Annotated in this window: 12 protein-coding genes; 4 read left to right on the top strand and 8 right to left on the bottom strand. The window is 66.4% G+C overall.

Annotated features, from left to right (window positions below):
* Positions 1-18 precede the first annotated feature (18 nt).
* The 4 genes from ACKI1H_RS06610 to ACKI1H_RS06625 all read right to left on the bottom strand — a co-directional run bounded on the left by ACKI1H_RS06610 (position 19) and on the right by ACKI1H_RS06625 (position 5,902).
* Positions 19-2,415, bottom strand: a complete 2,397-nt coding sequence (locus tag ACKI1H_RS06610) for a tetratricopeptide repeat protein (protein ID WP_138519748.1) — start codon at positions 2,413-2,415, stop codon at positions 19-21.
* A 111-nt stretch (positions 2,416-2,526) separates the two neighbouring features.
* Positions 2,527-3,807: a c-type cytochrome gene (locus ACKI1H_RS06615; protein ID WP_440467959.1), complete on the bottom strand. Its 1,281-nt coding sequence runs from the start codon at positions 3,805-3,807 to the stop codon at positions 2,527-2,529.
* Positions 3,804-5,393, bottom strand: a complete 1,590-nt coding sequence (locus ACKI1H_RS06620; RefSeq protein WP_440467960.1) for a GMC family oxidoreductase — start codon at positions 5,391-5,393, stop codon at positions 3,804-3,806. The genes ACKI1H_RS06615 and ACKI1H_RS06620 overlap by 4 nt, the downstream gene beginning before the upstream one ends.
* Positions 5,394-5,395: 2 nt before the next feature.
* On the bottom strand, positions 5,396-5,902 hold the full coding sequence (locus ACKI1H_RS06625) for a sugar dehydrogenase complex small subunit (RefSeq protein ID WP_138519745.1): 507 nt from the start codon (positions 5,900-5,902) through the stop codon (positions 5,396-5,398).
* 240 nt (positions 5,903-6,142) lie between these two features.
* On the opposite strand from ACKI1H_RS06625, the gene ACKI1H_RS06630 reads away from it, so the two are divergent.
* The 3 genes from ACKI1H_RS06630 to ACKI1H_RS06640 all read left to right on the top strand — a co-directional run bounded on the left by ACKI1H_RS06630 (position 6,143) and on the right by ACKI1H_RS06640 (position 8,845).
* The gene (locus ACKI1H_RS06630) at positions 6,143-6,937 is read left to right on the top strand and encodes a thymidylate synthase (protein WP_440467961.1); all 795 of its coding nucleotides are present in this window, start codon (positions 6,143-6,145) and stop codon (positions 6,935-6,937) included.
* 308 nt (positions 6,938-7,245) lie between these two features.
* Entirely contained in the window at positions 7,246-8,403 is a 1,158-nt protein-coding gene (locus tag ACKI1H_RS06635; RefSeq protein ID WP_138519743.1) for an iron-containing alcohol dehydrogenase, read from the top strand.
* A 7-nt stretch (positions 8,404-8,410) separates the two neighbouring features.
* The gene (locus tag ACKI1H_RS06640; protein WP_138519742.1) at positions 8,411-8,845 is read left to right on the top strand and encodes an acyl-CoA thioesterase; all 435 of its coding nucleotides are present in this window, start codon (positions 8,411-8,413) and stop codon (positions 8,843-8,845) included.
* A gap of 16 nt (positions 8,846-8,861) precedes the next feature.
* On the opposite strand, the gene ACKI1H_RS06645 is transcribed toward ACKI1H_RS06640, so the two are convergent.
* Positions 8,862-9,227 carry a hypothetical protein gene (locus ACKI1H_RS06645; RefSeq protein ID WP_440467962.1) on the bottom strand — a complete coding sequence of 122 codons (366 nt, stop codon included), beginning with the start codon at positions 9,225-9,227 and terminating at the stop codon, positions 8,862-8,864.
* Positions 9,228-9,501: 274 nt separating this feature from the next.
* Between ACKI1H_RS06645 and ACKI1H_RS06650 the strand changes: the two genes are divergently transcribed.
* Complete coding sequence (locus tag ACKI1H_RS06650) at positions 9,502-10,041, top strand: DUF2087 domain-containing protein (RefSeq protein WP_440467963.1); 540 nt, start codon at positions 9,502-9,504, stop codon at positions 10,039-10,041.
* 59 nt (positions 10,042-10,100) lie between these two features.
* Here ACKI1H_RS06650 and ACKI1H_RS06655 read toward each other — a convergent pair whose 3' ends face one another.
* The 3 genes from ACKI1H_RS06655 to ACKI1H_RS06665 form a co-directional block, all read right to left on the bottom strand.
* Positions 10,101-10,538 carry a glycine zipper domain-containing protein gene (locus ACKI1H_RS06655; protein WP_138519739.1) on the bottom strand — a complete coding sequence of 146 codons (438 nt, stop codon included), beginning with the start codon at positions 10,536-10,538 and terminating at the stop codon, positions 10,101-10,103.
* 121 nt (positions 10,539-10,659) lie between these two features.
* Positions 10,660-11,163, bottom strand: a complete 504-nt coding sequence (locus ACKI1H_RS06660) for a hypothetical protein (RefSeq protein ID WP_138519738.1) — start codon at positions 11,161-11,163, stop codon at positions 10,660-10,662.
* Between the two features lie 426 nt (positions 11,164-11,589).
* Positions 11,590-13,911 (bottom strand): FdhF/YdeP family oxidoreductase, encoded by a 2,322-nt coding sequence (locus ACKI1H_RS06665; RefSeq protein WP_440467964.1) that lies wholly within the window; start codon positions 13,909-13,911, stop codon positions 11,590-11,592.
* Positions 13,912-13,930: the final 19 nt, after the last annotated feature.

Consider the following 13,930-nt stretch of genomic DNA (forward strand, 5'->3'; position numbering starts at 1 on the left):
AATCTGTCGTCGGAGCTGTCACTCGCGCTTGAGCGAGGGGTCGTCCGGATTCTGCTGCTCAAGCTCCGCCGTGAACTGCTGGACCTTCTGGAACTGCCCGGATTCGCGCAGGTAATCGATCAGTACCAGGCGCGCCGCGCGGTTGGCCGGGTGTTTCTGCAACAGGGCCTCCAGCTCATGGCAGGCGCCGTCGCTGTCACCGGTGTCGTGCAGGGCGATAGCCAGTACGTAGCGCAATTGATCGTCGTCCGGGGCCAGGCGCACGGCCTCACGCAGTTCCTTGAGGGCCTGGGGACGATCACCCTGGCGGATCAGGGCGAGCCCCTTGATGTGGTGCAGCAGGCCCGATGTCGGGTATTGGCGCAGGCTGTCGTCCAGCAGCTGACGCGAATCGACGTCGCGGCCGGAGGCGCTCAGCCACTGGATCAGGGTCACCCTGGCCGGGATGAAGTCCGGGTTGCGCTGGAGCGCTGCGCGCAGCGCGGGCTCCACCTGATCGGGGCGGTCGGACTGCTGATAGAGCATGGCGAGGTTGAGATTAGCCTCGGCACGTTCCGCAAGGCTTTGCTGGACCTGCTCATATTCTTCGAGCCCCTTGCCCAGGCCGGCTCCGACGCTGGCGCGCACTGGCGGCGGGAGCTGCGCCAGTTGCCAGGCGGCGGCGATGCGCACGGCGCGAATCGGGTCGTTGAGCAGGGGCGCCAGCAGCATGGCCTGCTGCGGGGCACCCGCCAGCGCTGGCAGGGCTTCGACGGCGGCGTTGCGTACCAGCGGATCGACGTCTTTCAGGCTCAGGGCCACCAGCTCCAGCGAGCGCTGGCTGGGGTAGCTGGGCAGTTCGGCCAGCAGGGTCGCGCGACGGATCGCCGGCAGCTCGGGCGAGGCCAGCAGCAGGTGCAGCGCGCGGGAGGCGCCGGGCTTGCCGCCGCGGGCTTTCCACAGGGTGTCGTCATAGCGCGGTACGGGATTGCTGGAGGCGTTGGCCTTGACCGGCAGCTCACTGGCGTACCACTGGCGGAACTGGTCGCCGATCTTCTTCGCCGGGGTGTCCTTGTGGCAGGCCAGGCAGGCATCCGGTGCGCCGATACGCCGCGCGTGCGCGGGGTTGGGCAGCGTGAAACCGTGGTCGTGGCGGTAGTCGTTGACCATGTAGTACCGCCCCGGCATGTGGCAGGAGGTGCACTGCGCACCGGGCGTGCCGGGTTGGTGATGGGTGTGCTCGGGCGAGTCGTAGTTCTTCGCCTGCAGGCCCTTGCCGTCGATCTGCGGGCGCACCGGCTTGCCAGAGGTGTTGTGGCATTGCAGGCAGACGCCGTTGCCCGGCGCCTTCAGCTCGCCGCTGTGGGGGTTGTGGCAGTCGGTGCACTGCACGCCCTTGGCGAACATCTTGCTCTGGGTGAAGGAGCCCCACTCGAAGACCTCGTCCTTGATCTTGCCGTCGATCTCGTAGAGCTCACGGGTCAGGGTGCTGGGCAGGTAGTCGTCCATGAAGCGGTGCTGGTTCTGGTAGCCGTCGGCCAGCGGAGCGCGGCGGGCGTGGCAGCGTGCGCAGGTCTCGACGACGGTGCTCTGGCTGGCGTTCTGCAGCGGCACATCGAAACCCTTGGCGGCGTTGCGGTCGGGCTTCTGCGCCCACTCCAGATGCTTCGACGCCGGCCCGTGACAGGCCTGGCAGCCGACGCCAAGGCTGTTCCAGTGGCTGGCGAAGCTGTCGGTCTTCGCGTCGTAATTGCGCTTGAAACCCGTGGTGTGACACTCGATGCACATGAAGTTGGCGTTCTGTGCGGGACGGGTCCAGTGCAGTTCGTCCTTGAAGTCGATGCGCTGGCCGGGCATCAGCTGGAACCACTGGTGCTTGCGGCTATCCCAGGCGACGCCGAGGGCCTGCAGGCGGCCGCCGGGATACTCGAGTAGGTACTGCTGCAGCGGTTCGAAGCCGAAGGTGTAGGCCACCTTGAAGTCCGCCGGCTTGCCGTCGGCGCCGGGCGTGTTGACCCAGTACTCGCCGTCCTTGCGGAAGAACCGGCTGGTCTCGGTTTCGCCCTTGAAGGTGACGCCGTCGAAGTTACCCAGCACGTTGCCTTCGGTGGCCGGCTTCATGGCCTGCTGGTGATGGGAGCCCTGCCAGTCCTTGAGCTGCGATTGGTGGCAGCCGGCGCAGGTGGATTCATCGACCAGTTGTGCGGGCTGCTCTGTCGGTGTCGGTGCAGCGGGCTTGGGCGTGGTGGTCTGGATCGGTGGGTGGCCGCTGGGGAGCTGGACGCCGCTGTCCTGCTCGACCCAGATCCAGGCCCCGATAGTGACCAGGAGCAATGCCCCGGCGACAGCGGCGAGCCAGGTGCGACGAAACCCGGTGGGCTGCGTGGCGGCGGGAGCGGCGGAGCGAGGCTTCTTGGTCTTGTGAGGCATGGACATCCATTTTCCGCGGCGACTCCGTGGGTAATGGAGCTTCCGCGAGCCGGTGGGAGCTGTCAACGCGGACGGGCTGCCGTCTTCGGGAGCTGGCAGCCTGCCGCCGTGGGTGCATCAGGGCTGGCGAATCTCGGCGACTCTTGCGCTGTCGACTTTCACGTCGGGATTGCCGAACTGCGCGGTGAGGTAGTTCACCAGGGTGGCGATCTGCTCGTCGTTCAGCGTGCCGGCAAAGCCAGGCATGAACACATCCTCGTTGCCCACCTTGCGGTGCACGCCGCCGAGTACCACCTGTACCAGGTTGTCCGGCTGCAGGGCGCCGACGGCGCTGTTCTTCAGCAGCATCGGGTAGTAGCCATCTTTCACCCCTTCGCCGCTCCAGGAATGGCAGCTGGCGCAATTGCCCAGGTAGAGACGCGCGCCGTCATCTTTCTTTTGCGCCGCGAAGTCCTGGCCGCGCAGTGTGACCACATCATCCGCTGCCTGGCCCCAGGCGAAGCGTGCCTTGCGTTCGCCATCGCTGACCTCCGGGACGCTGCGCAGGTAACTGGCGATGGCCTGCAGATCGGCGTCGGTCATGTACTGGAAGCTGTGTTCCACCGCCTCCGCCATGGGCCCGGCGGCCTGTGCCTTGCCCGGCACGCGGCCGGTCTTGAGGTACTGGACGATCTCCGCGTCGCTCCAGCCGCCAATGCCGCTGTGGGTGTCAGGCGTGATGTTGAAGGCGTACCAGCCGCCCAGCGCGGCGCCTGCGAGGAAGCCGGTGGTGCGCTCGTCCGTGGCTTTCTCCTGGAACGCCATGCCGCGCGGTGTGTGGCAGGTACCGCAGTGGGCGAGGCCCTGGACCAGGTAGGCGCCGCGGTTCCAGGCCGGGCTCTGCTTCGGATTGGCCTGGTAGACCGAGTCGTCGTGGAACAGCAGGTTCCAGATCGCCAGCGGCCAGCGCATGTCCAGCGGCCAGGCAATGTCGGAATCCTGGTTGGGCTGTGCGACGGCCTGCACGCCGCCTTCGAGGAACCAGGCGTAGAGCGCCTGCATGTCCTCGTCGTTGATCTTCGCGTAGGCGGTGTAAGGCATCGCCGGGTAGAGCCGGGTGCCGCCCTTGGCCACGCCTTCGCGCACAGCGCGGGCGAAGTCGTCGTAGCTGTAGCTGCCGATACCGGTCTTCGGATCGGGGGTGATGTTGGTGGAGTACACCGCGCCCAGCGGCGTGGCCAGCGGCAGCCCGCCGGCGAAGGGTTTGCCGCCCGGTGCGGTGTGGCAGGCCGCGCAGTCGCCGGCGCGGGCCAGGTATTCGCCCCGTTGCAGCAGCTCCGCCGGTGCGGGGTCGAGGGCCTTGGCAGCATGGGAAGCCAGTGGTGTGGCCAGCAGGGCGAGCAGCAGGAGAGGTTTCATGCCTTGGCCTCCCGCTTCAAGTGCTCGGCCAGGCGCAGGGCCAGGGCGGCGATGGTCAGCGTGCAGTTCACCGAGCCGACGGTGGGCATCACGCCGCTGCTGGCGATGAACAGGTTGGGATGGTCGTGGCTGCGGCACTGGGCGTCCACCACCGAGTCCTTCGGGTCGGCGCCCATCAGCACGGTGCCGGTGATGTGGTTGTTGTTGGCGAAGCTGTCGTCGAACTTCACTTCCTCGCCATTGAGCAGCTTGGCCGCATGGGCGTAGACCTCGCGGGTGTGTACCGCGCTCTTGCGCACGTAGTCGTCCATTGCGTAGGTGAATTCGGGCTTGGGGATGCCGGCGGCGTCGCGCTCGGTGGCGCTGGGCACGATGCGGTTCTCCGGGTGCGGGAGAATTTCGTGAAAGCTGTCGAAGCGCACGAAACGCGCGGCGCGGTCGCGGATCTTCGCCTCCAGGTCATGGCCCAGCAGCAGCGGCCCATGGCGGATCAGCTCGGTAGCCACCTGGTCGGTGCGCGAGAGGTTGGACAGGTGGATCTTCTTCGACGCGTACTCGCTGCGGAATGCGCCGTCGCGGAAGCTCACCATGGACGTCATTTCCTGCGGCCCGCGCCCCGGCCAGAGCTTCTCGTCGGCATAGAACTGCACGGCGGTGCCGGGGTGGTCCATGAGGTTGCGGCCGACCATGTCCGAGCTGTTGCCGACCTCGGACATCAGCATCAGCTTGGGCGTCTCGATGCCGTTGGCGGCGAGGATGAAGGTGTCACCTTCGACACGTACTTCATTGCCCTGCGTGTCCTTGTACAGCGCCGCGACGATCTTGCCGCCGTCGCCTTTCTCCAGCTTGAACACCACGGCGTTGTCGATCAGCCGCGCGCCAGCGGCCTCGGCCTTCTCGACGTGGACGATGCCGTTGTACATGGCGCCGATGGGGCAGATGGGCATGCAGTTGTTGTTGCCGCAGCAGGTCGGCCGGTTGTCGTAGGGGCGACTGTTTCGCGCCACCGGTTCTGTCACTACTCGGTAGCCGTTGGCGTTGAGCAGGGTCTTGATGCGCTGCTCGTTCCACGACAGCGGCAGTGGCGGCATCGGGTAGGGCTGGCTGCGGGGCGAGTCGAGTTCCTCGTCGCCAGGGCCCCAGACGCCCAGTTCTTCCTCGGCGCGCTGGTACCAGGGCTCCAGCTCGGCGTATTCGATGGGCCAGTCGCGGCCCACGCCGTAGAGGCTGAGCAGCTTGAAGTCGTTGGGCAGGAAGCGCCAGGCGGAGGCCGCCCAGTGCCAGGTGGTGCCGCCCACGGCGCGGATGTACTGCACGTCGTAGGGGTGTTCGCCTTTCTGGATCAGGTAGTGGTTGTCCGGCTTGAACTGCGGGTGGGGCGCGAAGGGAGTGGAGGGGTAGGGCGCCTGGTTGTCGGACTTGTCCGCCTGGTTGCGGAAGCGCTCGACGATCTCCCAGCGGCCCATGCGTGGACCGGCTTCGAGCATCAGCACGTCCTTGCCGGCCATGGCCAGCTGATGGGCGACCAGCGCGCCGGCCACACCGGAGCCGACCACCACGAAATCCGCACGTTGCGTCTCGGCCATGCTCATGCCCCCCGCTCGGTGGGCTGTGCCGCCCAGAAGCCGGGCTTGTTCGGGCAGTAGCTGCGGATCACCAGCACGTCGTCCACCGCGCGGTACATCAGCGCCTGCTCGTAGGTGACCACCGTGGCGCTGTTGTCATCGCCGATCTGCCCCAGGTACCAACCGCCGAGGATCTGCCGGGCCAGCCACTGCTGGCGCTCGTTCCAGCTGTCCGGGGCGTCGCCCAGGCGCTCGATCAGTTCGGCCAGGCTCTGCTTGAGCGCGGTGTCACGCTGCGCCAGGGCCTGGAACAGGCGTTGGCCGATGCGCGGGTCGAGGTTGCTGCGGCCGGTGAGGCGCTGGGACAGGGTCATGAAACCTTCCAGCTCCTGCTCGGCCTGGGGCGTCAGCGCGGCCCAGGTGCGTGCGGCAGGGCTGAGCAGCACACCGCCGAGGGCGGCGCTGGCGCAGGCCACCGCCAGCAGGCGGCGACGTGAAAGGGGGAAGGCGGGCAGTTGTGCCTCGGACATGACGACCTCTCTTGCAACAGGCGAACGGTTGGGGAGCGCGGTCTGTCGCCGCTTGAATCGTGACGCTGGGTGCTTCCATAGGCCACGCGGTCGGTCCGTCGGTCGGACTGGCGATAGCGTGCCCAGGCCCTTAGTATTGCCGCTTGTTCAGATTCTGCCGGGCGATTGGTTCTGCCCGCGGCCCAACCCGGAGCCGCGCCGCAGAGCCTTGCCGCCCGGCTTTTGGGTGAAACCACAGCGATGAAACAGTACCTCGACCTCATGCGCCATGTGCGCGAACACGGCACCTTCAAGAGCGATCGCACCGGCACCGGCACCTACAGCGTGTTCGGCCACCAGATGCGCTTCGACCTCGCCGAAGGTTTCCCGCTGGTGACCACCAAGAAGTGCCACCTCAAATCGATCGTCCATGAGCTGCTGTGGTTCCTCAAAGGTTCGACCAACATCGCCTACCTGAAGGAAAACGGCGTCTCGATCTGGGACGAATGGGCCGACGAGAATGGCGACCTGGGACCGGTCTACGGCTACCAGTGGCGCTCCTGGCCGGCGCCGGACGGCCGCCACATCGACCAGATCGCCAACCTGATGGAGATGCTGAAGAACAACCCCGACTCGCGCCGCCTGATCGTCTCTGCGTGGAACCCCGCGCTGATCGACGAGATGGCGCTGCCGCCGTGCCATGCGCTGTTCCAGTTCTATGTGGCCGACGGCAAGCTCAGCTGCCAGCTGTACCAGCGCTCTGCCGATATCTTCCTCGGCGTGCCCTTCAACATCGCCAGCTATGCGCTGCTGACCCTGCTGGTCGCGCAGGTCGCCGGTCTGCAGCCGGGCGAATTCATCTGGACCGGCGGCGACTGCCACCTGTACGCCAACCACCTGGAACAGACCGACCTGCAGCTGACCCGTCAGCCGCTGCCGCTGCCCACCATGAAGATCAACCCTGAGGTGAAGGACCTGTTCGATTTCCGCTTCGAGGACTTCGAACTGGTCGGCTATGAAGCCCACCCGCACATCAAGGCACCGGTTGCTGTCTGACCTGTCCTCGATGAAGAAAAGGCCGGCGCAATGCCGGCCTTTTTCGTTTCTGCATCGCGGATTTCGCAGAAGCTGGCCTGCCCACGATGTGCAACTGGCCTGCTCGATTTCCACGTAAATCAGCCGCGGATGAATCCGCTCCTGAGCCTTCTGGCGCATCGTGCCTCCCTATTCATTCCGTGAATAACTGTTTCGCCTGGCGGGACGAGGTTTCATGAATTGACGTCGCATTGCTATGCTCCCCCGGCTGGCCGCTGAGCAGCGGCCTACGGATTTTCCGCAGTACAACGACAAGACCGGGGACCGTCATGCAGCCTTTCAGCTTTGCCACCACGGCGCAGATCCTCTGCGAAAGTGGTTCCGCCGCCCGCCTGGGTGAACTCTGCCGCGAACGCGGCGCCCAGCGCGTGCTCATCGTCACCGACCCTGGCATCACTCGCCTGAACATGCTCGACGGCGTGCTGCCGGGGTTTGCTGCGGTTGGCGTGGCGGTGGAAGTCTTCGACCAGGTGCTGGCCGACCCGCCGGAAAGCATCGTGCTGGAAGCCTCGGATCAGGCGCGCCGGATGGCCGCGCAACTGGTGATCGGCTTTGGCGGCGGTAGCTCGATGGATGTCGCCAAGCTGGTCGCGCTGCTGGCTCACCCCCAGGCGGCTCAAGGGCTGAAAGATGTCTTCGGCGTCGGCAACGCCCGTGGCCCGCGCCTGCCGCTGATTCAGGTACCGACCACCGCGGGGACCGGCTCGGAAGTCACGCCTATCGCCATCGTCACCACCGGCGAGACCACCAAAATGGGGGTGGTCAGCCCGCACCTGCTGCCGGACCTGGCCGTGCTCGACGCCGACCTCACCCTCGGCCTGCCGCCTGCGGTCACCGCCGCCACCGGCATCGACGCCATGGTCCACGCCATCGAGGCGTATACCAGCAAGCTGAAGAAGAACCCGCTGTCCGACCTGCTGGCCCGCGAGGCGCTGCGCCTGCTGGCATTGAACCTCGACGAGGCGGTGCACAACGGCCGCAACCGCGAAGCGCGGCAAGCCATGCTGTTGGGTGCCTGCCTGGCCGGGCAGGCCTTCGCCAACGCTCCGGTGGCTGCCGTGCATGCGCTGGCCTACCCCCTGGGCGGGCACTTCCACATTCCCCACGGCCTGAGCAATGCACTGGTGCTGCCCGAGGTGATCCGCTTCAATGCGCCCAACGCCGGCCCGCTCTACGCCGAACTGGCGCCGCTACTGCTGGGCGAGCGCCTGCGCAGCGATGCCGACCGCACCGAGCAATTCATCGCCGAACTGGCCGATCTCAGCCCCCGTAGCGGCCTGCCCTCTCGCTTGAGGGATGCCGGCGTACCGGAAGACAGCCTGCCGCGCCTGGCCGCTGATGCCATGTTGCAGCAGCGCCTGCTGGTGAATAATCCCCGCGAGGTCAGTGAGAGCGACGCGCTGGCCATCTACCGAGCCGCCTTCTGAGTACCCCATGAGCGAACAGCACCCCAGCCGCGCCGACTACGCACACTTCCAGCCGATCACCACCCGCTGGCACGACAACGACATCTATGGCCACGTGAACAACGTGACCTACTACGGCTTCTTCGATACTGCGGTGAACACCTACCTGATCGAGCGAGGCGGCCTGGATATTCATGACGGCGACGTGGTGGGCTTCGTGGTCAGTTCGAGCTGCGACTACTTCGCGCCAGTGGCCTTCCCCGAGCGCATCGAGGTCGGACTGCGGGTGGGCAAGCTGGGCAACAGCTCGGTGCAGTACGAACTGGCGATCTTCCGCGCGGGCGAAGAGCTGGCCTGCGCGGCAGGCAAGTTCGTGCACGTGTTCGTGGATCGGGCGAGCAGCCGGCCGGTGTCGATTCCGGCGCCGCTGCGCGAGGCGATGGAAGTCCTGGTGCGGGGCTGATCCGCCTCGACGCCGGTCACCAGCCCATCGGGTAATGTTCGATCCGGCACGGCCGGCTTGTGCCATCGCCCTTGCAGATGCCGTCCAGGTACTGGTAACGCATCCACACCCGCTGGCCCGGCGCCGGCCAATGCTGGCGCGGGATGCGGCTTTGCCAGTCGGCGCTTTCGGGTTCGAAGGCGATGAGCTCGCCGGGGCTCGGGCATTCGGTCCCCGCCGACCGTGGCTTGGCCGACTCCACCCGGCCTTCCAGGCCGCGCACGGGCAGCTTGAGCGCTCCGGTGATCTCCACTTCCAGCTGGCAGACCTGCCAGTCCCCGGCGTACGCGGTCCGTGCGGCGCAGAGCGCCAACAGCAGACCGGCGGCAGCAAGAGCTTTCACGAGTAACTCCTTGTCGGCAGTGATCCCTCCCCGCCAAGCCTATACCAGCCTCGCGGGATGATACGGGGCTTGTCCCGGGGATGCGTCCGGCCTATGCTGGCCGCCGGTCGGCAGTTCACCCAGGCGTCGCCGCCTCCGTATGGAGAGCGCTAAACCTGCCGCGCGGTTCCCCGCACTTTTGACGATCCGACACACTTTCCCAGTGCCGCATCGGAATACGGCGACCCCCGATAACCTCCTGCGCGAGGTCTTGGCACGCAACGAGGATTGCACTGTGTCCAGGCAACGCTTGCCCTATCACGCCCCCGACATCTCCGCCCTGGCGAAATCGCTGGCGCGCCAGCTCGACGAGTCGCCCGAGCGCCCCGGTCATGTCGAACTGCTCAACCTGCTGGCCCGCGCGGTGGGCTTCCGCAACTACCAGGCGCTGCGCGCCAGTCATCAGGCCGAGGCGAGATTGGCTCGCGAAATCGAGCCCGAGGCCGTGGTGGATTTTCGCCGCATCGAGCAATGGCGGCGCTATTTCGACGTCGCCGGCTGCTTGCACCGTTGGCCGAAGAAGCACAGCCACCGCGAAGCCTGCCTCTGGGTGCTGTGGTCGCGACTGCCGGCGCGCCAGCGCTGGAGCGAGCGCGAGCTCAACGAACGCTTGCGGGCCCAGGAAAGCCTGGGCGACCACCTGCTGCTGCGACGGGCGCTGGTGGATGGCGGCTGGCTTGCGCGCACCGAGGATGGTAGCGAGTACCGGCGTATCGAGCGGCGCCCACCCGCAGAGCTTGGGGCCTTGCTGTCTTGTCTGCCGCACTGCGCCTGACTCGTCGGCGCTGAACGAAAAAGCCCGCCAACAGGCGGGCTTTTTCACGCAGGCATCCGTCAATCGTCGTGATGCTTGTGTTTGTGCTTGTAGTGGCCTTTGCCCTTGTGATGACTCTTGTTGCTGCTGTGGTGGTCATCATCGTTGTCGTCGGCCAGGTGATTACCCAGCGCGCCGCCGGCTGCACCACCCAGGCCCGCACCAATGGCGCCGCCGGTGGAGCCGCCGACTTTGTTGCCGATCACCGAGCCGCCGGCTGCGCCCAGGCCGCCACCGATGGCTGCCTCGGTCTTGTTGCCATTCTTCGCGCCCATCGCGCCGCCAGCCGCACCGCCTACGCCGGCACCGATGGCCGCACCGGTGGAACCGCCCAGGGCGCCACCGACCACGTTGCCCAGTGCACCGCCGATGCCGCCACCGATGGCGGTCTTGGTATCGTCGGCGACGGCGTGGCTGGCCAGGAGGGCCAGTGCCAGAACAGAAAGAGTCTTACGCATGTTGCGAACCTGAATGTAGGAAGTATCTAGAGAATTGTCCCGCACACAAAACAGCCGGGCAATCAGGCCCGGCTGTCAGTCGTCGTTTCCGTGGACTGATCGCGGTTAGCTATGCCGCGGATCAATCCCAGTGGCGACGGTGGTGCTTGTTCTTGTACCAGCCACGGTGGCGGCCGTTGTCGTGCCAGTGTCGGTCGTAGCGACGATCGTCATAGCGCGCATGGCGGTAACCGCGGCGGCCATCGTAATCGTCATCGTCGTCACGGTTGCTATCGGCATAGTGGTTGCCCAGTGCGCCGCCCGCGCCGCCGCCCAGGGCTGCGCCGATCAGGCCACCGGTGGTGCCGCCCATCTTGTTGCCGAGGACCTGGCCGCCGGCTGCGCCCAGGCCGCCGCCGATCGCGGCTTCCGTCTTGTTGCCGCGGCGTGCGCCCATGGCGCCGCCAGCCGCACCGCCGAGGCCACCACCGATGGCGGCGCCGGTGCTGCCGCCGACCGCCTGGCCGACTGCAGTGCCCAATACCCCGCCCAGGGCGCCACCGACGCCGGCACGGGTGTCGCCGTCCGCGAAGGCGGTGCCACCCACCAGCGCAAGGGACAACAGGAGCATCGAGGAGTACTTCATAGAGAGGATCTCTCTGTGGGGATGTTGGAGGCGATCCTCGGTTCGTGCGAAGGCTCTGACAAGGGGGTTCCGACGAGTAACACGACTTTCATCAAATATTGCAAGTATTTGATTTACGGTCAGAACTTTTTCGATTTTGGGCGGTCTGAGTGTTATTCCAGGGTTCCGTTTCTGGCGTGTTTTTCTCACAAAATGCCATTGAAATGATGGCTTTTCACGAAACTGCCCTGCCCCTTCCGAGTTAGTCCTTCAGCCTCTTCCTTCTCAGTGTGCGTCTAGCGGATTTTTCGCAGGGCATGGCAAGGGTGCGTCCGAGAAAAAGCTTCGCGAGCAAGCTCGCTCCTTTAAAGGGCAGCGGCTTATCTGTCGGAGCGAGCTTGCTCGCGAACGGGATTGGACGGCGCTCCGAGCGGAGCGCCGTGAAGGTCACGCGATACGCTGGCTCGGCTGCGCCTTCTCGAAACGGATGGCGACGAACTTCGAGGTCGGGGTGTGGCTGCCCACACCGTGGCTGTCCAGCGGCACCAGCGGGTTGGTTTCCGGGTAGTAGGCGGCGGCCTGCCCAGCCGGAATGTCGTAGGCCAGCAGGGTGAAGCCGCTGACACGGCGGTCCACGCCGTCGGACCAGAGCGACACCATGTCCACCTTCTCGCCGGGCTCGAAGCCCAGGCGGCGGATGTCGGCCTCGTTGGCGAACACCACTTCACGATGGCCGCGCACGCCCCGGTAGCGGTCATCCAGGCCATAGATGGTGGTGTTGTACTGGTCGTGGGAGCGCAGCGTCTGCAGGATCAGGTGCGGCTCCTGGCCGGTCTCGCGGATCTTCGCGTGGACCAGGTCCGCCGGCAGCGGATGGTGGTGGAAGTTGGCCTTGCCGCTGGCCGTGTTCCAGCGCCGCGAACCGGCGGAGTTGCCCAGGTGGAAACCGCCCGGATTGGCCACGCGACGGTTGAAGTCGGTGAAGCCGGGAATGGTGTCGGCGATCAGGTCGCGGATGCGGTCGTAGTTGGCGATCATCGCGTCCCAGTCCACCGGGTGGTTGCCCAGGGTGGCCTTGGCGATGCCGGCAATGATGGCGGGCTCGGAGCGCATCTGCTTCGACGACGGCTCCAGCTGGCCGAAGGACGCGTGGATCATGCTGAAGGAGTCTTCCACGGTCACCGCCTGCGGGCCTTCGGCCTGGCGGTCGATGTCGGTGCGGCCCAGGCACGGCAGGATCAGCGCGTCGCCGCCTACGGTAAGGTGGCTGCGGTTGAGCTTGGTGCTGATCTGCACGGTCAGCGCGCAGCTTTGCAGGGCACTGTGGGTTCGCGGACTGTCCGGGGTCGCCTGGGCAAAGTTGCCGCCCAGGCCGATGAACACCCGGGACTTGCCATCGAGCATGGCGTTGATTGCCTCGACGGTGTTGTGCCCGTTCTCGCGCGGCACCTTGAACTGGAAGCGGCGCTCGATGGCATCCAGCAGCGCGACCGGGGGGCGGTCGTTGATGCCCATGGTGCGGTCGCCCTGTACGTTGCTGTGGCCGCGCACCGGGCACAGGCCGGCGCCGGGGCGGCCGACGTTGCCGCGCAGCAGTTGCAGGCTGACCAGTTCCTGGATGGTCGGCACCGAGTGATGGTGCTGGGTGATGCCCATGGCCCAGCAGACGATCACCCGTTCGGCGCGGCGGTACATGAGCGCGGCCTGCTCGATCTCCTCAAGGCTGAGGCCCGACTGCTGGACGATGTGGTCCCAGCGGGTGTCGTCCACGGCGGACAGGTAAGCGTCGACGCCCTGGGTGTGCTCGGCGATGAAGGCATGATCGAACACCGCCGGCTCGCCCTTGGCCTGGGCTTCGCGTTCCCATTGCAGGAGGAACTTGGCCATGCCGCGCACGGCGGCCATGTCGCCGCCCAGCGCCGGGCGGAAGAATGCAGTGTTGAGCGGCTCGGAGCCGTTGGTGAGCATTTCCAGCGCGTGCTGCGGGTGCTGGAAACGCTCCAGGCCGCGCTCTTTCAGTGGGTTGAACGCCACGACCTGGGCGCCGCGCTTCACCGCTTCGCGCAGCGGTTCGAGCATGCGCGGGTGGTTGGTGCCGGGGTTCTGGCCGAAGACGAAGATAGCGTCCGCGTGCTCGAAGTCATCGAAGGTGACCGACCCCTTGCCGACACCGACACTTTGGCCCAGGGCGACGCCGCTGGCCTCGTGGCACATGTTCGAGCAGTCGGGGAAGTTGTTGGTGCCGAAGGCGCGGACGAACAGTTGATAGAGGAAGGCGGCTTCGTTGCTGGCCCGGCCGGAGGTATAGAACTCGGCCTGGTCCGGGCTTGCCAGGGCGTTAAGGTGCCGGGCGATCAGGGCGAAGGCATCGTCCCAGGCGATCGGCTGGTAGCGGTCAGTGGCCGGGTCGTAGCGCATCGGCTCGGTCAGGCGGCCCTGGTACTCGAGCCAGTAGTCGCTCTGCTCGCGTAGCGAGCTGACGCTGTGGCGGGCGAAGAAGGCCGGGTCCACACGACGCTTGGTGGCTTCCCAGTTCACTGCCTTGGCGCCGTTCTCGCAGAACTTCACGCGGCCGTCTTCCGGGGAGTCGCCCCAGGCGCAACCAGGGCAGTCGAAGCCGCCGTTCTGGTTGGTCTTGAGCAGGGCGCGCAGGTTCTTGAACGGCTGCTTGCTGTCCAGCCAGAAGCGCGTGACGCTGATCAGCGCGCCCCAACCGGCGGCTGCGCCCTTGTAGGGTTGGTAGCGGGGATTCTCTTGCTGCAGGCTCATGGGGTCTCTTTATCTTCGA

Origin of the sequence: Pseudomonas sp. YH-1, from assembly GCF_051990045.1 — a bacterium.
Lineage (GTDB): Bacteria > Pseudomonadota > Gammaproteobacteria > Pseudomonadales > Pseudomonadaceae > Pseudomonas > Pseudomonas nicosulfuronedens.

Coding starts and splice junctions, on each gene's coding strand:
- ACKI1H_RS06620 (WP_440467960.1), bottom strand. CDS start 5,393: ATGGCCGAGACGCAACGTGCGGATTTCGTGGTGGTCGGCTCCGGTGTG.
- ACKI1H_RS06665 (WP_440467964.1), bottom strand. CDS start 13,911: ATGAGCCTGCAGCAAGAGAATCCCCGCTACCAACCCTACAAGGGCGCA.
- ACKI1H_RS06625 (WP_138519745.1), bottom strand. CDS start 5,902: ATGTCCGAGGCACAACTGCCCGCCTTCCCCCTTTCACGTCGCCGCCTG.
- ACKI1H_RS06660 (WP_138519738.1), bottom strand. CDS start 11,163: ATGAAGTACTCCTCGATGCTCCTGTTGTCCCTTGCGCTGGTGGGTGGC.
- ACKI1H_RS06610 (WP_138519748.1), bottom strand. CDS start 2,415: ATGTCCATGCCTCACAAGACCAAGAAGCCTCGCTCCGCCGCTCCCGCC.
- ACKI1H_RS06630 (WP_440467961.1), top strand. CDS start 6,143: ATGAAACAGTACCTCGACCTCATGCGCCATGTGCGCGAACACGGCACC.
- ACKI1H_RS06635 (WP_138519743.1), top strand. CDS start 7,246: ATGCAGCCTTTCAGCTTTGCCACCACGGCGCAGATCCTCTGCGAAAGT.
- ACKI1H_RS06655 (WP_138519739.1), bottom strand. CDS start 10,538: ATGCGTAAGACTCTTTCTGTTCTGGCACTGGCCCTCCTGGCCAGCCAC.
- ACKI1H_RS06615 (WP_440467959.1), bottom strand. CDS start 3,807: ATGAAACCTCTCCTGCTGCTCGCCCTGCTGGCCACACCACTGGCTTCC.
- ACKI1H_RS06640 (WP_138519742.1), top strand. CDS start 8,411: ATGAGCGAACAGCACCCCAGCCGCGCCGACTACGCACACTTCCAGCCG.